The organism is Methylobacterium aquaticum, from assembly GCF_001043915.1.
Lineage (GTDB): Bacteria > Pseudomonadota > Alphaproteobacteria > Rhizobiales > Beijerinckiaceae > Methylobacterium > Methylobacterium aquaticum.
This window is the reverse complement of sequence record NZ_LABX01000022.1, coordinates 1-21,316: the sequence shown is the minus strand read 5'-3', so window position 1 is coordinate 21,316 and position 21,316 is coordinate 1. Positions and strand designations below refer to the sequence as shown.

The following is a 21,316-nucleotide window of genomic DNA, read 5'->3' as shown; positions in this document are numbered from 1 at the left end:
AGCGAGACCCGGCCCGGATCGGCCGCGACCTCGCGCAGGCGCGCCGCGCCCGCCGCCGTGCAGGTGACCGCGAAGGCGAGCCGCGCATCGTCGAGCTTCTCCGCCAGGTCCCAGTCCGGCGTGGTCCAGATGTCCTTGGCGTGGGCCGAGGCGCTCCAGCTCCGCCCGCTCAAGACCGCCGCGTAGCGCGCCACGGAGGCCGGGGTATGCAGGTAATGGACGTGGATATGGCCGATCCCGGCCGGCAATTCGCGGGCCAGCACCAGGGCCTGGCCGAGGCGCCGGCCGCGATTGGGCGTGAAGTCGCGGGCGAGATCGCGCCGGACGAGCGTCAGGAGGGGCCACAGGCCCGGCCGGCGCAGGGCCGCGAGGGCACCGCGTAGCACCCGCCACGGCGCCCGGTGGAGGTATTCCGGCAGGTAGATGACCGGGGCGCGGATCTGCCGGTGCATCGGGTGCACGGCGCCGTCATGCGGCTGCCGCAGCGACCAGATCGACAGGTCCAGTCCCCTGGCCTCGAGGCCGAGGAGTTCCTGGGCGATGAAGGTCTCGGACAGGCGCGGATAGCCCTTGACCAGGACGGCGATGCGGAGCGGGGGCATGGGAAAGGTCGCTTACTCGGCGGCCACGCAACGGGCATCCGCGGCGGCGGCCAGCCGGCGGATCGCCGTCAGGCCGTCGAGGAGGCCGGGGATCGGCCGGGAGGACGGGGTCGGCCGCTGGGGCAGGGCGTCGAGCGCCGCGGCCATGCGGGCGCCGTCCGCGTCCTGCCCGGGCTCGATGACGCCGACGAGGCCGAGCCGGGCGGCGGCGCGGGCGCGGATCAGTTGCTCGCGCCGGGGCCGCACCCGCGGCAGGATCAGGGCCGGGCGGTCGAAGGACAGGATCTCGCAGAAGGTGTTGTAGCCGCCCATTGCCACCACGCCGGCCGCCCGGCGCATCAGCCGCTCCAGCCGCGCGTCGAATCCGAGCGAGGCGAGCCGCGGATGGGCGGCGATGCGGGCGCCGAGCGCCGCCTGCTCGGCGCCCGGGAAGAAGGGGCCGAACACCACGAGCGCCCGATGGTCGAGGCTTTGCGCCTCGTAGGCCCGCACCACCGCCTCGACCAGCTCGACCCCGTCGCCGCCGCCGCCCGGCGTCACGAGCAGGAACGGCTCCTCCCCGCCCTCGTCGGGCCCATCGGCCTCGGGCGCCTCGCGGCGGAGATAGCCGGTATAGGTCAGGCGCTCGGCGACGCCCGCCGGCAGCGCCAGCCCGTCCAGGGGGGCGTAGATCTCCCGAAGGCCGTAGACCCAGAGCGCATCGTAGAGCGGCAGCACCGCGAGCGCGCCCTTGCGCTCCCATTCGGGGGCCAGCAGGTCCGGATCGTCGAGCACGTCGCGCAGGCCGAGGACGAGGCGGCAGCCCCGCGCCTTGAGGCGGTGGAGCGCCGGCAGCACCTCGCCGTGGAAGCCCGCCGGCTCCTTGTCGACGAGGAACAGATCGGGGTCGAAGCGCTCGGCGACGTGGCGGATCAGGGCGGCGCGGGTCGCCACCACCTCGTCGAGGCCGTGGCCGGGTCCGAGGCTCTGATACTCGCCGCTGGCGAGCTTGGTCACCCCCGGCAGGCGCCGGCAGGTCACCCCGGGGGCGAACCGGAAGGCGTGGCTCACCGGCGAGCCGGACAGGATCACCACCCGCCGCTCCGGCGCCGCCGCCACCAGGGCATGCGCGATCGCCCGCGCCCGGCGCAGATGGCCGAGCCCGAACGTGTCGTGCGAGTAGATCAGCACCCGCTGCGGAGAGAGGGCGGGCACGGGCGGAAGAAAGGTCATCCGGCGGACACTTCGGCCCGGGGCGACCGGCTGGCCCGTGCGGACACGGAGCGCCGGTTGCGGCTCAACGGTATCGGCATCGGGTACGGACCTCCCGGGCGCGGGAGGCCAGACTAGCGCATCCGCCCCCGGTGCGGCTACCCGGGAGGCCCGTTATGGTCAGGCTTGTGGCGGCGCAGCATCTCGGCCGGCTTGGCGGCGCATTTGCAAGGGCGCCTGCCGGGGCGCCGCGGGCCGGAGCGGGCTCGTCCCCCGCGCCCGGCCGATATCCGGACCGCGACAAGACACGTGAGAGGAAACCCGATGCCCGAATGCCTCGTCTTCCGCGTGCCGACCCGGCACCCCGCCGACGTCTCGGGCCTCGACGCCCTGATCGCGTCCGGCGCGGTCGCCGCCGCCGAGATCGTGGCGGTGTTCGGCAAGACCGAGGGCAATGGCTGCGTCAACGACTTCACCCGGCCCCTCGCCGTGATGGCGCTGGAAGCGGCCCTCGCCGCGCACCTCGGCGTCCCGCCGGCCACGGTCGGGGCCCGGGTCGCCCTGGTGATGTCGGGCGGCACCGAGGGCGGGCTCTCGCCCCACCTCCTGGTCCTCGCCCGGCGCGAGGGGCCGGCGGGCGCGGGACGGGCGCTCGCCGTCGGCACTGCCTTCACGGACGATTTCTTGCCGGAAGACATCGGCCGCATGGCGCAGGTCCGCGCCACCGCCGCCGCCGTGCGGCGTGCCATGGCGGCTGCGGGGCTGGAGGACGCCGCCGACGTGCATTTCGTCCAGGTGAAGTGCCCGCTCCTCACCAGCGCCCGCATCCAGGAGGCCGCCGCCCGCGGCGAGCGTGTCGCCACCCACGACACCTATGCCTCGATGGGCCTGTCCCGGGGCGCCTCGGCGCTCGGGATCGGGCTGGCCCTCGGCGAGATCCCGGCGGACGCCCTCGACGATTCGGTGATCGGCACCCGCACCGACCTCCATTCCGGCCGCGCCAGCGCCTCGGCGGGGATCGAGCTGATGCGCAACGAAATCATCGTGCTCGGCAACGCGCCGGGCTGGACCGGCCCGTTGCGCATCGCCCACCGGGTCATGCGCGACGGCATCGATTTGTCCGCGATCCAGGGGACGCTCGCCGATCTCGGCCTGCCGACCGGCGGCCAGCTCCCGCCCGAGGCGGCGGAGCGCGTGGTGGCTCTCCTCGCCAAGGCCGAACCCTCGGGCGACGGCCTGATCCGCGGGCGGCGCCACATCATGAACGACGACAGCGACATCAATGCCACCCGGCATGCCCGGGCGCTGGTCGGGGGCGTGGCCGCCGCCGCGATCGGGCGGACGGACCTGTTCGTGTCGGGCGGCGCCGAGCACCAGGGGCCGGATGGCGGCGGGCCGGTGGCGGTGATCGCCACGGTGGAAGGGTGAGGCGCGCCGCCCGGTGACCGCTCCCTCGGCCGCGATTGTGGTGGGGACCGACATCCACGCTACCGGCCGAGCCTTTTCCCGCCCGCCGCACGCTGTACGATCCAGGCCGGTCTCCATCGACGAGGGGTGTCATGCCGTGCATCGGGCCCGCAACCTGGTCTGCCGACGAGGCGGCGCTCTGGGCGCGCATCCGGGCGCATCCCTTCGAGACCCCGGGCCAGGCCCTCGACCTCACCCGGCGGCTCGCGCGCGACCGGGGCTGGTCCCTGGCCTTCGCCCGCGCCGCGGTGGAGGCGTATCGCCGCTTCTGCTTCCTCGCCTGCCTCGGCGGCGATCCGGTCACGCCGAGCGAGGAGGTGGACGAGGTCTGGCACCTCCACCTCACCTATTCGCGCGACTACTGGGACGTCTGGTGCGCCGACGTGCTGCGCAGGCCCCTGCATCATGATCCGACAGCCGGCGGGCCGCAGGAGCAGGCCCGCTACGCCCGGCAATACGCCGCGACGCTGGCCCGCCACGAAGCCTATTTCGGTCCCCCGGATCCGGCCCTGTGGCCCGGCACGGCGGAGCGCTTCGGCGGGCGGCTGCGCTACCGCATCGTGGATACGCGGCGCGCCTTCGTCATTCCCCGGCCGCGCCTCGGCGGGCGGGCGCTGGCGGCCCTGATCGCGGGCACCATCCTCGCGCCGCGGCCGGCCCTCGCCCTGCCGCTCAATCCCCTCGACTGGCCGGCGGCCCCGTTCCTGTGGCTCGACGGGCTGGTGGCGGCGGCCGTGCTCCTCTTTGCCGTGCTCCTGCGCGCCCGCTGCCGGCGGAGCACACGACCGGCGCCGCACGAGGATCTCGGCGTGCCCGATCTCGCCTATCTCACCGGCGGTCCGGCGCGGGTGGCGGACGTGACGGCGCTGACCCTGCACCAATTCGGGGCCGGCGTCATCGATCCGTCGCGGCAGCGGATCCGGATCGCCGCCCGGGGCGTCGCCCTGCCGCCCGCCTTCGATGCCTTCCGGCCGCCCGACGGGCTGACGAGCCGCGATGCGTTGCAGCGCTGGCTGGCCCGGCCGACCGAGCGGCTTGCCGACCGGCTCGCCGCCCGCGGCCTGTGCCCGCCCGCGGAACTGCGCCGCCGGACCAATGCCGCGACGGTCGGTGCCGTCATGCTGGCCCTTGGCCTCGGGGCCGCCAAGATCGCCTGGGTCGCGGGAACCGGCCGGCCCGTCGGCTTCCTCATCGTCCTGATGCTGGTGACGGGCGTCCTCGCGGTCGCGATCCACCGGCGGCCCCTGACCTCGACCGTGGCCGGCCGGCAGGCCGTGGCGCGCCACCGCACCCGCTACGCCCGGGCGGCGCGGGCGCCCCTGCGCCACGAGATCGCCTTCGCCGTCGCGCTCGGCGGCGCGGCGGCGCTGGCCGGCACCGACTTCGCGCCGCTCAGGCGCTTCTTCGCCCAGGGAGACGGTGGCGGGAGCGGAGGGGACGGGGGAGGAGACGGCGGAGGCAGTGGCTGCGGGGGCTGCGGCGGCGGTGGCGATTAGCGGCCGAGACGGGATATCCAGAGCATTTTCCGACGAAGTGGATACCGGTTCGTCGTAGAAAATGCGGCGAATCAAGGAGCTAGAGAAGCTTCGCGATGGCAACGCGATCGTGAAGCGCTTTAGCCCGGCGGAATCACGTCGATCTGGATCCCGCTGTAATATGCGGCCAGGTTGGCGATATCGGCATCCGACAGATCTTGCGCCGCCACCGACATCACCTCATTCTTGCGGGTCCCGTTGCGGAACTCGGTCAGTGCCTTGACGAGGTAGGGCTCGACCTGGCCGGCAAGGTTCGGCGCGTCGGGCAGCTTCGAGAGGCCGTCGAGGCCGTGGCAGGCCTGGCACGAGACCGCCTTGGCCCGGCCGGCCTTGGCATCCCCGGCGTCGGCGGGCGCCGTCGCGGCAAGAACGAGCAGGAGGGCGAGGGTGCGGGTCATGGGCGTCTCCTGGAGGGGAAGGGGCGGCGATCCGGCCGCCCCTTCCAAAAAACCTACTTCTCGTAGGAGATGCGGTAGATCGCGCCGGCCGTGTCGTCGGAGACGAGCAGCGAGCCGTCCGGCAGGGTCGCGACATCGACCGGGCGGCCGAGATACTCGCCGCCCTCCGTCAGCCAGCCCTCGGCGAACGGCTCGGGCTTGCCGGCGCTGCCGTCCTTGTTGACCGGCACGAACATCACCCGGGCGCCGATCGGCGTGGTGCGGTTCCACGATCCGTGCTCGGCCGTGAAGATGCCGCCGCGGTACTTCTCGGGGAACGACTTGCCCTTGTAGACGATCATGCCGAGATCGGCGGCGTGGGGCGGGAGTTCGGCCTTCGGCGGCACGACATCGGCCGGGACCTTGTCGTCCTTGTACTCGACCGTGCGGACGCCGCCGCCGCCATACCACGGGAAGCCGAAATTCTGGCCCGGCTTGGTGATCTGGTTCAGTTCGCCGGGCGGCTGGTCGTCGCCCATGCCGTCGACCTGGTTGTCGGTGAACCACAGCGTCTTGTCGGGGGCGAAGTCCATGCCGACCGAGTTGCGGATGCCGGTGGCGTAGACCTCGCGGTTCTTGCCGTCCGCATCCATGCGGATGATGCCGCCGATGCCGGTCTTGGCGTAGAGGTCGGCCTTGTCCTTCGGCGGCACGTTGTAGGGCTGGCCGAGGGAGACGTAGAGCTTGCCGTCCGGCCCGATGCGGCACATCCGGGCGGTGTGGTTGTAGCTCTCCTCCGCCGGCGGGATCAGCTCGCCCTGCTTGACCACCACGACGGCCGGGCCGTCCGTGCCCTCGTAGAAGAACTCGGCCGCCGGGAAGGCCAGGATCCGGTTCTGCTCCACCACCGTCAGCACGCCGTCGCGGGAGAAGCAGACGCCGTTCGGGATCTTGAAGTCGACGCCCGGGGCGTAGACCTTCACCTCGTCGGCGACCCGGTCCTTGTCGCGGTCGGTCACCGTGTACATCTTGGATTTGCGGGTGCCGACGAAGACCACGCCGGCATTCGGCCCGACCGCCATGGCGCGGGCATCCGGCACCACGGCGTACAACTCGATCTTGAAGCCGTCCGGCAGCTTGATCTTCTGGAGGGTGCGATTGATCGCGTCGGCGCGCCGGCCGGTCTGCGGGATCGGCGGCGGCTCGGCGACCCCGGTCTGCCGGAAGCTGCCGAGCTTCTCCAGGTTGTCGACCTTGGCCTTGGTGTCGCCGGCGGTGGCGTCCTGCGCCAAGGCAGTGCCGGCGAGGGCGAGACTGGCAACGGACACGCTGGCGGCGAGCGCCGCCATCAGGACTGGCTTCATCGTGGGCCTCCTCCGGTGCCGGCCGTTCAGATGTGGCCGAGCTTGTTGCTCGCCATGTATGGCGGCGCTGCCATCGGGCTGCAAGCGGAGCAGACAGACTATCCCGGTCGGTTCCCTGCGCTTCAGGGGCGCAGGGCCGGCGGCAGCGTGCGGTCGAAGCCCGTCGCCGCCTCGTAGGCCGCCGCGATGGCGAGGAGCCCGGCCTCGTCCCGGTTCGGCGCGATGAGCTGGAGTCCCATCGGCAGCCCGGCCGGGTTGACGCCGACCGGCAGGCTGATCACCGGACACCCCGACATCGTGCCGGGGACCACCACCTCCATCCAGCGGTGATAGCTGTCCATGGCACGCCCACCGATGTGACGCGGCCAGGTCTCCTCGGCGTCGAACGGGAAGACCTGCGCGGCGGGCAGCGCCAGCACGTCGAAGCGCGCGAACAGCCCGCGCACGCACTGGTACCAGGCGGTGCGGGTGACGCTGGCGGCGTGCAGGTCGAAGGCCGTGAGCGTCAGCCCCTCCTCGACCTCCCACACCGCCTCCGGCTTCATCAGGGCGCGCTTCTCCGGGTCGCGCCAATGGGCCGCGAGGCCTGCACCGATGAGTCCCTGGCGCAGGGTCACCCAGGCGCGCCAGATCGCCTCCGGATCGAAGGCCGGCTGGACCGGCTCGACCACGGCACCGTGGTCCGAGAAGGCTTTCAGGCCGGCCTCGCAGAGATCGAGCACGCCGGGCTCGAACGGCAGATGGCCGCCGAAATCGCCGATCCAGCCGATGCGCAGGCCCGTGAGATCCCGCGGCCGGACAACGGCGAAGCCGGCCGGATCCTGACGGATCGCGTTCGGGGTGCGGGGATCGTCGCCGGCCTGGACCGAGAGCAACAGGCCGAGATCGGCGGTGCAGCGCGCCATCGGCCCGAGGACCCCGAGCTGGGGCAGGAAGACCTCCTCGGTGCTGTTCGGGATCCGGCCCGCGGCGGGGCGCAGGCCCAGCACGTTGTTCCAGGCGGCGGGGTTGCGCAACGAGCCGCCATGGTCGCTGCCATCGGCGAGCGGCACCATGCGCAAGGCCAGGGCCACCGCGGCCCCGCCGCTCGAGCCGCCGCCGGACTTCGCCGGGTCGTAGGCGTTGCGGGTCACCCCGAAGACGGGGTTATAGCTGTGCGAGCCGAGGCCGAATTCCGGCACATTGGTCTTGCCGATCAGGATCGCGCCGGCGGCCTTGAGCCGTGCGACGTGGATCGCGTCGGTGTCCGGCACGGTGTCGCGGAAGAGCGGCGATCCTTGCGTGGTGCGGAGGCCGGCGGTCGCCGAGAGATCCTTCACCGCGTGCGGCAGGCCGTGGAGCGGCCCGCGCGGGCCGTTCGCCGCCAGGTCCCGGTCGGCGGCCTCGGCCTCGGCGAGCAGGATGTCGGGATCGCGTAAGGACACGATCGCGGTCACCGACGGGTTGTGCCGGGCGATCTGGTCGAGATGGGCCTGCATCGCCTCGCGGGCCGAGACGGCCCGGTCGCGGATCGCGCGGGCCAGATCGGTGGCCCGCATCATGACGAGATCGGAGGAGGGCGGCATCGTGGGGTCCTGGGCGATGGATGGCGGGCCGCGACGGTGGAGCGTCGGACGGGCGCGGGGCGGGCAGGCGTGAAGAGCCGTGCCGCTATCCCTTGCGTTCGCTGCTCGGCGGCCGGCCGAAATGGTCGACGTAGGATTTCGAGAAATGCGAGGCCGAGGTGAAGCCGCATTCGATTGCGATCGCCAGGAGCGGCATCGCCGTCTGGCGGATCAGGTGGCGGGCGTGTTCGAGGCGGATGCGCAGGTAGTGCTTGGCCGGCGAGCGGCCGAGATACTTCAGGAACAGCCGTTCGAGCTGCCGCTTCGAGAGCTGGACGGATTCCGCCAGGTCCTGGCTGCTGAGCGGCTCGGCGAAGGTCTTCTCCATCAGCCCGACGACGTGCAGAAGCTTGGGATGCGCGATGCCCAGCCGCATGCGCAGGTCCATCCGCTGGCGCTCGCCCGCCTCGCGGATCCGGTGGTGGATGAGCTGGTCGGCCACCTCCGCGGCGATGTCCGGCCCGTGGTCGCGCACGATCAGCGACAGCATCATGTCGGCCGCCGCCGTGCCGCCGGCGCAGGTGAAGCGGTTGCGGTCGATCTCGAACAGGTCCGAGCCGATCTCCAGCCCGTCATGCTCGGAGGCGAGGCTCGCCTGGTTCTCCCAGTGGATCGTGGCGCGGTACCCGTCGAGGAGCCCCGCCTTGGCGAGCACGTAGGTGCCGGTGCACACCGCCCCGATCGCCCCGCCGCGGATCGCGCTGCGGCGCAGGCAAGCGTGAAGCGCCCGGTGATCCTTGCGATGGATGTCGATCCCGCCACAGACGATCGCCATGTCGAGGCTCTGCGCCGCCGCGAAGGCGCCGGCCACCCGGACCTCGACGCCGTTCGAGGCGGTGCAGCTCTGCCCGTTCTCCGACCAGAGCGAGTAGCGGTAGAGTTCGCGCCGCGCCGCCCGGTTGGCGAGCCGCAGCGGCTCGATCGCCGACGAGAAGGCGATCATCGAGAAATGCTCGACGAGCATGAAGCCGACCGACGTCACCTCCTCGGCCGAGGCGGCGCTGCTCCCCATCGTCATGCCGGCATGCGCGACCGCCATCGCTCCCCGTCCATTCAAGGCGTTGCACCGCCCGTTCGAGAATGGATCCAGGGTGGCGCGGAGGGCAAGCAGGATCGATGCCCGAGGACGGGACGGAAGGCCCCGGGCGGATCGTGCCGGGAGGGGCGGGGCGCCGCGCGGGCGAGGTCGCAAATCCCAAACTCGCGGTCGCCGTCGCGAAAGCCGCTGACCGGCCTCGCACCGATGATCGATCAACACAGGAAGGCCGACCGATGCGCCGCTTCTCCCTCTCGTCGCTGCTCTCCGAATCCCTGAACGGGCACCGGGGCTGGGGCCGCCAGTGGCGGGACCCGCAGCCGAAACCCGCCTATGATGTCGTCATCGTCGGTGGCGGCGGTCACGGTCTCGCGACCGCCTATTACCTCGCCACCGTGCACGGCATCACCAACGTGGCGGTGCTGGAGAAGGGCTGGATCGGCGGCGGCAATACCGGCCGCAACACCACGATCATCCGCTCGAACTACCTCTACGACGAGAGCGCCGCGCTCTACGAGCATGCGCTCAAGCTCTGGGAGGGCCTGTCCCAGGAGCTGAACTACAACGTCATGTTCTCGCAGCGCGGCGTGCTGATGCTCGCCCACAACCTGCACGACGTTCAAAGCTTCAAGCGCCACGTCTATGCCAACCGTCTCAACGGTATCGACAACGAGTGGCTGACCAAGGAAGAGTGCAAGGAGTTCTGCCCGCCGATCGACATCTCGGGCAGCCTCCGCTACCCGGTCCTCGGTGGCGCCCTCCAGCGCCGGGCCGGCACCGCCCGCCACGACGCGGTGGCCTGGGGCTATGCCCGCGGGGCCGATGCCCGCGGCGTCGACATCATCCAGAACTGCGAGGTCAAGGGCATCCGCCGCGACGCCTCCGGCGCCGCGATCGGCGTCGAGACGACGCGGGGCTACATCGGCGCCAAGCGCATCGGCGTGGTCGCCGCCGGCCACACCTCGACCGTGATGGCGATGGCGGACGTGCGGATGCCGCTGGAGAGCTACCCGCTCCAGGCGCTCGTCTCCGAGCCGGTGAAGCCGGTCTTCCCCTGCGTGGTGATGTCGAACGCGGTCCACGCCTACATCTCGCAGTCCGACAAGGGCGAGCTGGTGATCGGTGCCGGCACCGACCAGTACACCTCCTACAGCCAGCAGGGCGGCCTTCACATCACCACCCACACCCTCGACGCGATCTGCGAGGTCTTTCCGCAATTCACCCGGATGCGGATGCTGCGCTCCTGGGGTGGCATCGTCGACGTGACGCCCGACCGCTCGCCGATCATCGGCAAGACCCCGGTCGAGAACCTGTTCGTCAATTGCGGCTGGGGCACCGGCGGCTTCAAGGCGACCCCGGGCTCGGGCCACGTCTTCGCCCACACGCTTGCCAAGGGTGAGCCGCACCCGATCAACGCGCCCTTCACCCTCGACCGGTTCCGCACCGGGCGCCTCATCGACGAAGCGGCCGCCGCCGCCGTCGCGCACTGATCCCCCGAACACCAGACGCGACGAGGCCCCCGATGCTGCTGATCGCCTGCCCCTATTGCGGCAACCGCCCGGAGACCGAGTTCCGCTGCGGCGGACAGGCCCATATCGCCCGGCCCGCCGACCCCGGCGCGCTCTCCGACGCGCAGTGGGCCGAGTACCTGTTCATTCGCGACAACCCGCGCGGCATCCATGCCGAGCGCTGGAACCACGTCCATGGCTGCGGCCGCTGGTTCAACGCGCGGCGCGACACCGTGAGCGACCGCTTCCTCGCAACCTACAAGATGGGCGAGACGCCCCAATCCCAAGAGTCCAACTCCATATTGTCCACTTCCACCCAGGCAGAGGCGAGGGCGTGATGGCACAGCCGTTCAGATTGTCCCGCGGCGGTCGCATCGACCGCTCGCGCCCGGTCCGCTTCACCTTCAACGGCCGCACCGTCGAGGGCTTCCACGGCGACAGCGTCGCCTCGGCGCTGCTCGCCAACGGCATCCATCTCGTCGGGCGCTCGTTCAAGTACCATCGCCCGCGCGGCATCCTCAGCCACGGTCCCGACGAGCCGAGCGCGCTGCTCTCGGTCGATCGCGGGCCCGGCCGGATCGACCCGAACAACCGCGCCTCGGTGGTCGAGGCGAGAGACGGTCTCAAGACCCTGTCGCAGAACCATTGGCCGTCGCTCGAGCACGATATCGGCGCGGTCAACGACCTGCTCTCGCCGGTCTTCGTCGCCGGCTTCTACTACAAGACCTTCATGTGGCCCCGAAAGTTCTGGGACAAGGTCTACGAGCCGTTCATCCGCGCCGCCGCCGGCCTCGGCAAGGCGCCTTCCGTGCCCGATCCGGACCGCTACGCCAACCGCCACGCCCATTGCGACGTGCTGGTGGTCGGCGCCGGCCCGGCGGGCCTGTCCGCGGCGCTCGCCGCCGCCCGCACGGGGAAGCGCGTCATCCTCGCCGACGAGGGCCCGGAGCCCGGCGGCGCGCTGCTGCACGACGTCACCGCCGAGATCGACGGCCGGCCGGCCGCCGAGTGGCTGAGCGCGACGCTGGCCGAGCTGGATTCCCGCGAGACCGTCATCCTGCTGCCGCGCACCACGGCGTTCGGCTATTACAACCACAACCACGTCGCGCTCGCCGAGCGGATCACCGACCATCTGCCCAATCCCGGCACCGCGCCGCGCGAGCGGCTGTGGCAGGTCCGGGCCGAACAGGTGGTGCTGGCCGGGGGCTCGCACGAGCGCCCGCTGGTCTTTGCCGACAACGATCGCCCCGGCATCCTGCTTGCCGAGAGCGTGCGGGTCTTCATCAACCGCTACGGCGTCGCGCCGGGCCGGCGGATCGTCTTCGCGACGAGCGGCGCCTCGGCCTATGCCGCAGCCCTCGACGCCAAGGCGGCGGGGCTTCACGTCACTCTGGTCGACCTGCGGACGGAGTCCGAGTGCGGGCCCGAACTGGCCCGTCTCAAGGCGACGGGGGCCGAGGTCCTGACCGGCCACACCGTGATCGGCGCGAAGGGCACCAAGCGGGTCACCGGCCTGATCGTCGCGCCGGTCGACCGGGCCGGGCGCTGCGGGGCGCGGCGCTTGCTCCCGTGCGACTGCGTCGGCATGTCCGGCGGCTGGACGCCGGCCGTGCATCTGTTCTCGCAATCCCGCGGCAAGCTCGCCTATGACGAGACGATCGACGCCTTCCGGCCCGGCACCTCGGTTCAAGCCGAGCGCTCGGCCGGTGCGTCGAGGGGCACCTACGACCTCGCCGGCTGCCTTCAGGAGGGGTTTGCGGCGGGTGCAGCCGCTGCCAGATCGGAGGAGCGGCGGAACTTCACCGCGAGCCCGACCCTGACCGGCTTCAGGCCGGTGCGCGCCATGCCGACCGACGTCGATCCTGGCAAGGTCCGGGCCTTCGTCGACTTCCAGAACGACGTCACCGCCAAGGACATCACGCTCGCGGTGCGCGAGGGCTTCCACTCGATCGAGCACGTCAAGCGGTACACCACGACCGGCATGGCGACCGACCAGGGCAAGACCTCGAACATGAACGCGCTCGGCATCGTCGCCGGGCAGCTCGACAAGACGCTGCCGGGCGTCGGCACCACCACCTTCCGGCCGCCCTATACCCCGGTGACCTTCGGCGCCCTGGTCGGCCCGGCGCGCCACGCCCTGTTCGATCCGATCCGCACCACGCCGATCCACGAATGGGCCGAGGAACACGGCGCGCTGTTCGAGAACGTCGCCCTGTGGCGCCGGGCCTGGTACTTCCCCAAGTCGGGCGAAGACCTGCACGAAGCGGTGGCCCGCGAATGCGAGGCGGTGCGCAAGGGGGTGGGCATCTTCGACGCCTCGACGCTCGGCAAGATCGAGGTGGTCGGCCCGGATGCGGCCGAGTTCATGAACCGCATCTACATCAACCCCTGGCTCAAGCTCGACGTCGGGCGCTGCCGCTACGGGCTGATGCTGAAGGAGGACGGCTACATCCTCGACGACGGCGTCGTCGCCCGGATCGCGCCGGATTGCTTCCACGTCACCACCACGACCGGCGGCGCGCCGCGGGTGCTCGCCCACATGGAGGATTACCTCCAGACCGAGTGGCCGGACCTCAGGGTCTTCCTGACCTCGACCACCGAGCAATGGGCGGTGATCGCCCTCCAGGGACCCAAGGCGCGCGAGGTCATCGCCCCCCTCGTCGACGGAATCGACCTGTCGCCGGAGGCGTTCCCCCACATGGCGATGCGCCAGGGCACGATCTGCGGCGTCCCGACCCGGCTGTTCCGGGTCTCGTTCACCGGCGAACTCGGCTTCGAGATCAACGTGCCGTCCGACCACGCCCGGGCGGTGTGGGAGGCGGTCTGGAAGGCGGGTCAGGCGCACGGCATCACCCCCTACGGCACCGAGACGATGCATGTGCTCCGCGCCGAGAAGGGCTACATCATCATCGGCCAGGAGACCGACGGCACGGTCACCCCGGACGATGTCGGGCTTTCCGGCATGATCGCCAAGGCCAAGAAGGACTTCGTCGGCAAGCGCTCGCTCGCCCGGCCCGACGTGGTCGCCAGCGGCCGCAAGCAGCTCGTCGGCCTCGTCACCGACGACCCGAAGGTCGTCCTCGACGAGGGCGCGCAGATCGTCGACGATCCGGGCCAGCCGATCCCGATGCGGATGCTCGGCCACGTCACATCGAGTTATTGGAGCCCGAATTGTGGCCGCTCCATCGCCATGGCCCTGGTGGCGGATGGCCGCGCGCGCCAGGGCCGTTCCCTCCACGTCACCACGCCGGAGGGTTTTGCCCGCGTCACCGTCGTCGATCCGGTCTTCTTCGATCCCAAAGGCGAGCGCATCCATGCTTGAGGCTCTCTACCGCACCGCCCGCGCGCTCCCCCTCGGCCGCGCGCCGGCCTCCGATCCGGCCTGCTCCGGCGTCCAGATCACGCCCGCCGGAGCCGAGGCGCGCTTCGCGCTCCGGATTCGCGACGCGGGCGCCTCGGCCGCCGGCCTGCCGCTCGACGGCCCGATCAACTCGGTGCGGGGCGACGATCGGCGCTGGATCGCCCGGCTCGGGCCCGACGAGTGGCTGATCGGCAGCGACGAGGCGGAGGCCGATCAGCTGCCGGCCGCCATCGCGGCCGATCTCGGCGAGCGGGCGCACGCCATCGTCGACGTCTCGCACCGCAATGTCGGCATCGACGTCAGCGGCCCGCTCGCGGCGGCGGTTCTCAATGCCGGGTGCCCGCTCGATCTCGGCGACGCCGCCTTCCCGGCGGGCTCGGCGACCCGCACCCTGTTCGGCAAGGCGGAGATCGTCCTGATCCGGCATGACGGCGCGACGCCGCGCTACCGGGTCGAGTGCTGGCGCTCCTTCGCGACTTACGTCCACGGCCTCCTCGCCGAGGCTTCCCTCGGGGTCGGCGAGACGGCCCGGCGATGATCAGCGCCTTCGATCTGTTCAAGATCGGCATCGGCCCGTCGAGTTCGCACACGATCGGGCCGATGGTGGCGGCGCGCCGCTTCCGCGAGCGCATCGCCCCGCGCACCGACGTGGCGCGGGTGACGGCCGAGATCTTCGGCTCCCTCGCCTGGACCGGGCGGGGGCATGGCACCGACGGGGCGATCGCCCTGGGTCTCCTCGGGCACGACCCGGCCACCATCAATCCCGACCGGGTCGCCGGCTACACGCAAGCACTCGCCGAGACCGGCCAGACGGGCCTTCCCGGTGTGGCCTTCGCGCCCGACCGGGATCTCGTGTTCAACTTCAAGGAACTGCTGCCGCGGCACACCAACGGCATGCGGTTCCGTGCCCACGCTCCCGACGGGGCGATCCTCGACGAGGTGGTGTGCTACTCGGTCGGCGGCGGCTTCGTCGAGAGCGAGGGCGAGGCGGTCGATGCCGGGATCGAGGCGGTGGCGGTCCCGCACCCGTTCGACAGCGGCGCCGACCTCCTGGCGATCTGCGCGGCGACCGGCCTCACCATCCCGCAGGTGCAGCGGGAGAACGAGCGTGCCTTGCGCTCCGACGAAGCGATCGATGCCGGGCTGGACGCGATCCGCGACGCGATGCTCGCCTGCATCGCCCGCGGCCTGCGGATGGACGGCGTGCTGCCGGGCGGGCTCAAGGTGCGCCGCCGTGCCCGGCGCCTGCACGAGACCCTCGAAGCCTCCCGGCTCAAGAACAGCCGGCCGGCCCACGAGATCATGGACTGGATCAGCCTGTTCGCGCTGGCGGTGAACGAGGAGAACGCCTCCGGGGGCCGGGTCGTCACCGCGCCGACCAACGGGGCGGCGGGCATCGTGCCGGCGGTCCTGCGCTACATCGTCGATTTCTGTCCTGGCTGGAGCGAGGAGCGCGGCCGCGACTATCTCCTGGCGGCGGCGGCGATCGGTGGCCTGATCAAGCGCCGCGCCTCGATCTCCGGCGCCGAGGTCGGGTGCCAGGGCGAGGTCGGCTCGGCGGCGGCCATGGCCGCGGCGGGTCTCGCCACGGTGCTCGGCGGCTGCCCGCGCCAGGTGGCGAATGCGGCCGAGATCGCCATGGAGCACCATCTCGGCATGACCTGCGATCCGGTCGGCGGGCTGGTTCAGGTCCCGTGCATCGAGCGCAACGCCTTCGGGGCCAACAAGGCGGTCGCCGCGGCGTCCCTGGCGCTCCACGGCGACGGCGAGCATTTCGTCAGCCTGGATCAGGTCATCGAGACGATGCGCCAGACCGGGCACGACATGCAGGACAAGTACAAGGAAACGTCGCTGGGCGGGCTCGCGGTGAACGTGGCGGCGTGCTGAGGGCTGTCTGCGGAGGGCCTCTCTCCGCGCAGGATGATCTGGAAAACGACAAGGGCACATCGGTTCATGGCCCGTACCGGATTGCGAGTTTTCCTCTGTCATACCAACGGCCGAAGATGCTGACGCATCCGGCCGTTGCTCCATCTCGAATCGTCGATGCCAAGCCAGAGGCTTGGCGAAAATTGGAGAACCGAACCAACGGTCGTTTTCAACGACCGTTGGTATCGTTCCGCCCGGTATACGACACGGCAGGTTGCGCGGCACGGGAGCGACGGTTGCCGCACCGCTCAACCTGCTGTGTCGTGTACCGGGGTCATTCCGGGGCCGTGCAGCGGAGCCCGGAATGACGCAGTGAGTGTGAGGTCTGTAGAGGCCAAGCAAACAAGCGCTTACGCACCCTCCGCCCGTCCCTCCGGCAGGGCAAACGGCGTCACCTCGTGGCCTTCGTCCCGCAGGGCGGCGACGAGATCGGCCGGGGCCAGGGTGAGGGTGCGGGTGTTCACCAGCGGATGGACGTTGATCCGCTCCTCGTCGAGCAGGCTGTCCTGGAGGAAGATCCTGACGCTGCCTGGCGCGGCATTGAGGACGGCGAGCGGGGAGACCGCGCCGCTCTCGACGCCGAGCTGCTCGCGCAGGGCCTCGGCGCTGGCGAAGGACAGCCCGCCTTTCGCGCCCAGCACCGACCGGAACGCCTTCAGGTCGATGGCCGCGTCGTGGTGGAGCGTGACGAGAAAATAGGTCTTCTTGTTGTCGCGCAGGAAGAGGTTCTTGGTGTGGGCGCCGGCGATGTCGCCGCAGACCGCCATCATCGCCTCGACGGTCAGGACCGGCGGGTGCTCGACCAGCGTGTAGGCGATGCCACGCTCGCGTAGCCGGCTCAGGAGGTCATCGGGGCCGAGGGGCGTGTCGATCTGGGGCATGGGTCTCCTCGCGAGTCGGGGGCCGGACGGTCGGAACGCGGCGGCTCAGCCGCCCTTCGGGCCGGCGGTCGCGGAGCGGGCGGGCGCCACGACGCCGATCCCGCGCAGATACGCCAGGATCTCCCGCGCCGCCTCGTCCGGATCGGGATCGACGAGGAGACGGCCGCTCGCGGCCGATCCAGACTCGCCCGTCGCCGCCTTCAGCCGCTCGGCGGCCGAGCCGCCCGTGGGGGCTCCCTTCACCAGCTTGGGACGGCGCCGATAGGGCCGCTCCTCGATCGCGGCGGCAGGCGCGGCGATACCGGGCGGGTCGATCGGTCCGAGCGGCTCGATCACGCCGCGCCGCGCCTGGCCGAAGGCGTAGGCGAGGGCGGCCGGAGCGTCCGGATGCACGGTCGCCACCACGGGACCGCGCACCACGAGGCGCCGCAAGGCGCCGCGGCCGAGGCTCTGGTCGAGGCGCAGGGTCCCGGATTCCTCGCCGGGCGCGACCGAGACCACGTCGGGGATCAGCGGCCGGTCGAGCGCCGCGGCCAGCATGTAGGGAACGATCCCGCTCTCGTCGCCGCCCTGGCTGCGCCGGCCGGCCAGCACGAGGGTCGGCGCCGTCGCGGCGAGCCGCGCGGCCAAGGCCGGCACCGGGTCGGCGCCCTCTGCCAGCACGATGTGCTCGATGCGCGCGAGGCCCTGGCCGAGGGCGTCGGCCACCGCCGCAGCATCCGGCCCGGCATGGAGGCCGTAGGCCGCGTCCGGCCCGGCATGGAGGCCGTAGGCCGCGTCCGGCCCGGCATGGAGGCCGTAGGCCGCGTCCGGCCCGTCATGGAGGCCGTGGGCCGCGTCCGGCCCGGCATGGAGGCCGTGGGCCTCGGCGAGCCGGGTGGCGATCCGGATCGCCTGCGCCTCGAGCCGCGGCAGCACGGCCGCGCCCGAGACCGGATGGCGACCGGCGGAGAGAAGGACAGCGATCCTCACATCTGGTCTCCCGCGTCCCGTTGAGCTTCCTGCGCCAGCAGCCTGAGCAGAGCCGGCATGACCTCCTGCGCGTCCTTCACGATCGCGAGCCCCGCCCGCTCGATCATCGCCGCGTGCAGGTCGGTATTGACCGCGACCACGTGCTCGCAGCCGGCCACGCCCTGAAGATGTTGCGGCGCGCCGGAAATCCCGAGCGCGACGTAGCAGGTCGCGGCCAGCACCGTGCCCGAGGCGCCGACTTGGCTGTGGCGCGGCATGAGCCCGGCATCGCACAGGACGCGGCTGGCGCCCGGGGTGGCGTGGAGCGCCCCGACGAGCTGCCGGAAGGTGTCGAGGTCGTGGACGCCGTTGCCGGCCGAGATGACGAACTCGGCGAGGCCGAGCGGCACCGTGGCGGGATCGGCCGGGATGCGCTCGGCCGACAGGATCGCCGAGGTCGGACCGGCCGCCGGGGCGAGGTCGACCGTGAGCGGCCGCGCCTCCCGCGGTGCGCCGGCATAATCGGCGACCGCGTCCGGCGCCACGCTGGCGAGGAGGCCGGGTGCGGCCCGCTGCTCGACCCGGCGCCCGCGGGCCGGGCGGACCAGGCTGGCGGCGGCGACCACCTCGGCATTGTCGAAGAGTGCCGCGCCCATGCGGACCGCGACCCGGCGGGCGAGGTCGCCGCCGTCGCGGGATTCGGGAAACAGGACGTGGCGCGGGGTCAACGCCGCGAGCGCCGCCGTGACCCGGGCTGCCCGAGAAGCAGGATCGGCTCCGGCATCCTCCAGGGCGAGATGGCGGTCGGCGCCGGCCGGACCACAGGACTCGCAGGGGCCGATCGACACCACGACCACGCCGCCGTCGCGCCCGGCCAGGGTCCGGGCGGCGCCGAGCACCTGGCGGTCATGGGCCGAGAGGCGCCCCCCTGTGGCATCCGGCACCACGGCGACCAGGAAAGCGGGATCCTCGACCACCAGGATTTTCGAAGCTGCCTCCGGTGCCGGCCGCGGCCGGGTCTCGGCGAGGACCGGCCTCTCGCCGTGGACGATCTGGCTCAGATCGTAGCGTGGACGGTTGGCGCCGGGGACTTGCTGGCCGGCGCGCTCGGACCGCGGATCGCGGCGCGGGCGCCCCCCTGCCGCCTTGGCGGTGCCTTTGGCGGTCCGGTCGTAGCGGGGGCGAGCGGGGCCGGAGGCGCCTCGGACTGACGCAACCTGGATCGCCGCCCGCTCGGCGCGGGGATCGCGACGGTTTCGGGTCATCGTCCCGCCTCCACGGCCTGGAGCAGCAATTCGGCGACGTCGCGAATCTCGGCCTTGCGGTCGGTCACGCCCTCCAGCATCGCGGTGCAGGACGGGCAGGCGACGGCCACGATGCCGGCCCCGGTCTCCGCGGCCTGGGCCATGCGCAGGTCGGGGATGCGCCGCTCGCCCGGGATGTCGCTCACCGGCGCCCCGCCGCCGCCGCCGCAGCACATCGCGCGCTTGCCCGAGCGGGCCATCTCGACCCGGGACAGGCCGATCGCGTCGAGGACGGCGCGGGGCGCCTCGGTCTCGCCGTTGTAGCGGGCGAGGTAGCAGGGATCGTGATAGGTCACCGAGAGATCGGGCAGGGTGTGGGGCGCGAGTTGGCCTGCCCGGATCAGCTCCAGCAGCAACGCGGTGTGGTGGACCACCGTGTAGTGCCCGCCGAAGGCCGGGTACTCGTTGCGCAGGGCATGCAGGGCATGCGGATCGGCGGTGACGATGCGGGCGAAGCGGTATTTCGCCAGCGTCGCGACGTTCTCTCGCGCGAGGGCCTGGAAGGTCGCCTCGTCGCCGAGCCGGCGGGCGAGATCGCCGGTGTCGCGCTCCTCCGCGCCCAGCACCGCGACATCGACGCCGCCCCGGCGCAGCAGCCGCACCAGGGCCCGGAGCGTCCGGCCGTAGCGCAGGTCGTAGGCGCCGTCGCCGAGCCAGAGCAGCAGGTCCGCCTGGCCCTTGTCGGCCATCAGCGGCAGGTCGAGGCCGGCCGCGAAGTCGGTGCGGGAGGCGAGCGGCCGGCCGCCCGGATCGCCGGCCTGGCGCAGTTCGGTCACCGGGCCGATCGCCTTCTCGGGGAGCGCCGCGCGTTCCAGGGTCTGGAAGCGGCGTAACGACACCACCGCGTCGACATGCTCGATCATCATCGGGCATTCCTCGACGCAGGCCCGGCAGGTGGTGCAGGACCACAGCGTGTCGGGATGGATGCGGGCATCGGGCCCGATCAGCCGGGCGAGCGGGCCGCGCTCTCCCTCGGCGCTGCGTCCACCGGGATAAGGATTGCCGGCGTAAGCGGGCTCGGCGGGGTTGAGGCCGGCGACGAGGTCCTGGATCAGCCGCTTGGGGTTGAGCGGCTGGCCGGCGGCGAAGGCCGGGCAGGCGATCTCGCAGCGCCCGCAGCTCACGCAGGCATCGTAGGAGAGGAGCCGGTTCCAGGTGAAGTCCGCCGGCATCTCGGCACCCAGCCGCGGCGCCGCGAGGTCGAGAGGCTGGAGCGCGGTGTCGGGCCGGCCCTCGAACCGGCCGGGCCGGGGATGGGCGGCAAGATGGAGGGCGCCGGCGACCGCATGGCGCATCGGACCCTGCCGGACCTCGAAGGCGAGGCCGAGGCCCCCGGCCGCCGCGAGAGCCAGGGTGAAGGGCAGGGCGATCCCTCCGGCGCCGAGGGCCAGCAGCAGGGCGGTGAGCGTGCCGCCGACCGCATAGGCGAGGAGCAGGACGGGCAGGATCTGGAAGCGCCCGGCCGAGAGGCGCGTCTGCTTCTCGGGGTAGCGCCGGGCGCCGACGAGCACCGAGCCCGCTGTCGTCACCGCGAAGGCGAGGGCGACCAGGAGCCAGTAGGCCCGGGAACCGGCGAGCGGCGGCAGGATCGCCAAAGCCGTCAGGAGCGAGGCGGCAAGGAGGCCGCCGGCCACCACCGCGTGCATGCGCGAGGCGTAAGAATCGCGCGCCACGACATGGTGGACGTCGACGAGGTAGCGGCGCGGCAGCCGGGCGAGCCCGTGGAGCCAGGCCACCGGCGCCGCCGACCCGACCCGCCAGAGCGCCGCGCGCCGGGCGGTCTGGACCAGGGCCAGGGCCGCCATGGCCCAGACGAGGCCGGGAAACACCGTGGACAGGGGCATGAAGCTGGTCATGACGGCGGGCCTGAAGGCGTGGCGATACGATGAAATTCATGCCCGTGGACAGCCGCGCCCGAACCTTCCCCTCTGCGGGGGAGGGCAGTCCCTGCGTCAGCAGGGGCCGGGAGAGGGGAACCACGCTTCCGGAGAGGACTGAACCGTTGTGAGGGGCGCCCTCTGGATCGGCGTCGCGCTGCCCCTCTCCCGGACCGCTCCGGGGGCCACCCTCCCCCGCGGAGGGGGGAGGGTTGGTGCGCGGGGCCTAAGCAGACTTGCGTTGGCAGGCCCACGCTTCGTCCGCTTAGGGTCTTGTTTGATCGCAGATTTTTGCCGCCGAACTGGTGACCACTTCGGCGAAATCCGCTTAG

At 72.1% G+C, this 21,316-nt stretch carries 16 protein-coding genes and 1 pseudogene; 7 read left to right on the top strand and 10 right to left on the bottom strand.

The window, feature by feature from the left end:
- Both VP06_RS02925 and VP06_RS02920 read right to left on the bottom strand, forming a co-directional pair.
- Nucleotides 1–602 (bottom strand): annotated as a pseudogene (locus VP06_RS02925) (colanic acid biosynthesis glycosyltransferase WcaL); the annotation flags it as partial.
- Nucleotides 603–614: 12 nt separating this feature from the next.
- A complete protein-coding gene (locus VP06_RS02920; RefSeq protein ID WP_048462343.1) occupies nt 615–1,814 on the bottom strand; it encodes a glycosyltransferase family protein in 1,200 nt (399 codons plus the stop codon).
- Between the two features lie 303 nt (nt 1,815–2,117).
- Between VP06_RS02920 and atzD the strand changes: the two genes are divergently transcribed.
- A complete protein-coding gene (atzD, locus tag VP06_RS02915) occupies nt 2,118–3,221 on the top strand; it encodes a cyanuric acid amidohydrolase (protein ID WP_048462342.1) in 1,104 nt (367 codons plus the stop codon).
- A gap of 131 nt (nt 3,222–3,352) precedes the next feature.
- Entirely contained in the window at nt 3,353–4,756 is a 1,404-nt protein-coding gene (locus tag VP06_RS02910; RefSeq protein WP_048462341.1) for a TIGR04222 domain-containing membrane protein, read from the top strand.
- A gap of 119 nt (nt 4,757–4,875) precedes the next feature.
- Here VP06_RS02910 and VP06_RS02905 read toward each other — a convergent pair whose 3' ends face one another.
- From VP06_RS02905 to VP06_RS02890, 4 genes are all read right to left on the bottom strand, one after another.
- The gene (locus VP06_RS02905; protein ID WP_048462340.1) at nt 4,876–5,193 is read right to left on the bottom strand and encodes a c-type cytochrome; all 318 of its coding nucleotides are present in this window, start codon (nt 5,191–5,193) and stop codon (nt 4,876–4,878) included.
- A 53-nt stretch (nt 5,194–5,246) separates the two neighbouring features.
- A complete protein-coding gene (locus VP06_RS02900; RefSeq protein ID WP_048462339.1) occupies nt 5,247–6,536 on the bottom strand; it encodes a PQQ-dependent sugar dehydrogenase in 1,290 nt (429 codons plus the stop codon).
- A gap of 122 nt (nt 6,537–6,658) precedes the next feature.
- A complete protein-coding gene (locus VP06_RS02895) occupies nt 6,659–8,101 on the bottom strand; it encodes an amidase (RefSeq protein ID WP_048462338.1) in 1,443 nt (480 codons plus the stop codon).
- 85 nt (nt 8,102–8,186) lie between these two features.
- Nucleotides 8,187–9,179, bottom strand: coding sequence for a GlxA family transcriptional regulator (locus VP06_RS02890; RefSeq protein ID WP_425350877.1), 993 nt, complete (start codon nt 9,177–9,179; stop codon nt 8,187–8,189).
- Between the two features lie 233 nt (nt 9,180–9,412).
- Here VP06_RS02890 and VP06_RS02885 point away from each other — a divergent pair, with 233 nt between their 5' ends.
- Genes VP06_RS02885 through VP06_RS02865 form a run of 5 tightly spaced genes read left to right on the top strand, consistent with a single transcriptional unit; the run spans nt 9,413 to nt 15,932 of the window.
- Nucleotides 9,413–10,666, top strand: a complete 1,254-nt coding sequence (locus VP06_RS02885; RefSeq protein WP_048462337.1) for a sarcosine oxidase subunit beta family protein — start codon at nt 9,413–9,415, stop codon at nt 10,664–10,666.
- 32 nt (nt 10,667–10,698) lie between these two features.
- Complete coding sequence (locus tag VP06_RS02880) at nt 10,699–11,022, top strand: sarcosine oxidase subunit delta (RefSeq protein ID WP_048462336.1); 324 nt, start codon at nt 10,699–10,701, stop codon at nt 11,020–11,022.
- Nucleotides 11,022–14,006, top strand: a complete 2,985-nt coding sequence (locus VP06_RS02875) for a sarcosine oxidase subunit alpha family protein (RefSeq protein ID WP_048462335.1) — start codon at nt 11,022–11,024, stop codon at nt 14,004–14,006. The genes VP06_RS02880 and VP06_RS02875 overlap by 1 nt, the downstream gene beginning before the upstream one ends.
- Nucleotides 13,999–14,583, top strand: a complete 585-nt coding sequence (locus VP06_RS02870) for a sarcosine oxidase subunit gamma (protein ID WP_048462334.1) — start codon at nt 13,999–14,001, stop codon at nt 14,581–14,583. The genes VP06_RS02875 and VP06_RS02870 overlap by 8 nt, the downstream gene beginning before the upstream one ends.
- On the top strand, nt 14,580–15,932 hold the full coding sequence (locus tag VP06_RS02865; RefSeq protein ID WP_048462333.1) for an L-serine ammonia-lyase: 1,353 nt from the start codon (nt 14,580–14,582) through the stop codon (nt 15,930–15,932). The genes VP06_RS02870 and VP06_RS02865 overlap by 4 nt, the downstream gene beginning before the upstream one ends.
- A 389-nt stretch (nt 15,933–16,321) precedes the next feature.
- Here VP06_RS02865 and VP06_RS02860 read toward each other — a convergent pair whose 3' ends face one another.
- From VP06_RS02860 to VP06_RS02845, 4 genes are read right to left on the bottom strand one after another with little or no spacing between them, the layout of a single operon-like run.
- Nucleotides 16,322–16,852, bottom strand: a complete 531-nt coding sequence (locus VP06_RS02860; RefSeq protein WP_048462332.1) for a prolyl-tRNA synthetase associated domain-containing protein — start codon at nt 16,850–16,852, stop codon at nt 16,322–16,324.
- Between the two features lie 45 nt (nt 16,853–16,897).
- The gene (locus VP06_RS02855) at nt 16,898–17,824 is read right to left on the bottom strand and encodes an adenine nucleotide alpha hydrolase family protein (RefSeq protein ID WP_048462331.1); all 927 of its coding nucleotides are present in this window, start codon (nt 17,822–17,824) and stop codon (nt 16,898–16,900) included.
- Nucleotides 17,821–19,068 (bottom strand): electron transfer flavoprotein subunit alpha/FixB family protein, encoded by a 1,248-nt coding sequence (locus VP06_RS02850; protein WP_048462330.1) that lies wholly within the window; start codon nt 19,066–19,068, stop codon nt 17,821–17,823. The genes VP06_RS02855 and VP06_RS02850 overlap by 4 nt, the downstream gene beginning before the upstream one ends.
- Nucleotides 19,065–20,963: a DUF3483 domain-containing protein gene (locus VP06_RS02845; RefSeq protein WP_048462329.1), complete on the bottom strand. Its 1,899-nt coding sequence runs from the start codon at nt 20,961–20,963 to the stop codon at nt 19,065–19,067. Before VP06_RS02845 ends, VP06_RS02850 begins: the two co-directional genes overlap by 4 nt.
- Between the last annotated feature and the right edge of the window lie 353 nt (nt 20,964–21,316).

Excerpts from the sequence above, each read along its gene's own strand:
- VP06_RS02875 (WP_048462335.1), top strand. The coding sequence starts at position 11,022 with ATGGCACAGCCGTTCAGATTGTCCCGCGGCGGTCGCATCGACCGCTCG.
- VP06_RS02870 (WP_048462334.1), top strand. The coding sequence starts at position 13,999 with ATGCTTGAGGCTCTCTACCGCACCGCCCGCGCGCTCCCCCTCGGCCGC.
- VP06_RS02880 (WP_048462336.1), top strand. The coding sequence starts at position 10,699 with ATGCTGCTGATCGCCTGCCCCTATTGCGGCAACCGCCCGGAGACCGAG.
- VP06_RS02895 (WP_048462338.1), bottom strand. The coding sequence starts at position 8,101 with ATGCCGCCCTCCTCCGATCTCGTCATGATGCGGGCCACCGATCTGGCC.
- VP06_RS02845 (WP_048462329.1), bottom strand. The coding sequence starts at position 20,963 with ATGACCAGCTTCATGCCCCTGTCCACGGTGTTTCCCGGCCTCGTCTGG.
- VP06_RS02885 (WP_048462337.1), top strand. The coding sequence starts at position 9,413 with ATGCGCCGCTTCTCCCTCTCGTCGCTGCTCTCCGAATCCCTGAACGGG.
- VP06_RS02910 (WP_048462341.1), top strand. The coding sequence starts at position 3,353 with ATGCCGTGCATCGGGCCCGCAACCTGGTCTGCCGACGAGGCGGCGCTC.
- VP06_RS02850 (WP_048462330.1), bottom strand. The coding sequence starts at position 19,068 with ATGACCCGAAACCGTCGCGATCCCCGCGCCGAGCGGGCGGCGATCCAG.
- VP06_RS02890 (WP_425350877.1), bottom strand. The coding sequence starts at position 9,179 with ATGGCGGTCGCGCATGCCGGCATGACGATGGGGAGCAGCGCCGCCTCG.
- VP06_RS02900 (WP_048462339.1), bottom strand. The coding sequence starts at position 6,536 with ATGAAGCCAGTCCTGATGGCGGCGCTCGCCGCCAGCGTGTCCGTTGCC.
- VP06_RS02860 (WP_048462332.1), bottom strand. The coding sequence starts at position 16,852 with ATGCCCCAGATCGACACGCCCCTCGGCCCCGATGACCTCCTGAGCCGG.
- VP06_RS02920 (WP_048462343.1), bottom strand. The coding sequence starts at position 1,814 with ATGACCTTTCTTCCGCCCGTGCCCGCCCTCTCTCCGCAGCGGGTGCTG.
- VP06_RS02905 (WP_048462340.1), bottom strand. The coding sequence starts at position 5,193 with ATGACCCGCACCCTCGCCCTCCTGCTCGTTCTTGCCGCGACGGCGCCC.
- atzD (WP_048462342.1), top strand. The coding sequence starts at position 2,118 with ATGCCCGAATGCCTCGTCTTCCGCGTGCCGACCCGGCACCCCGCCGAC.
- VP06_RS02865 (WP_048462333.1), top strand. The coding sequence starts at position 14,580 with ATGATCAGCGCCTTCGATCTGTTCAAGATCGGCATCGGCCCGTCGAGT.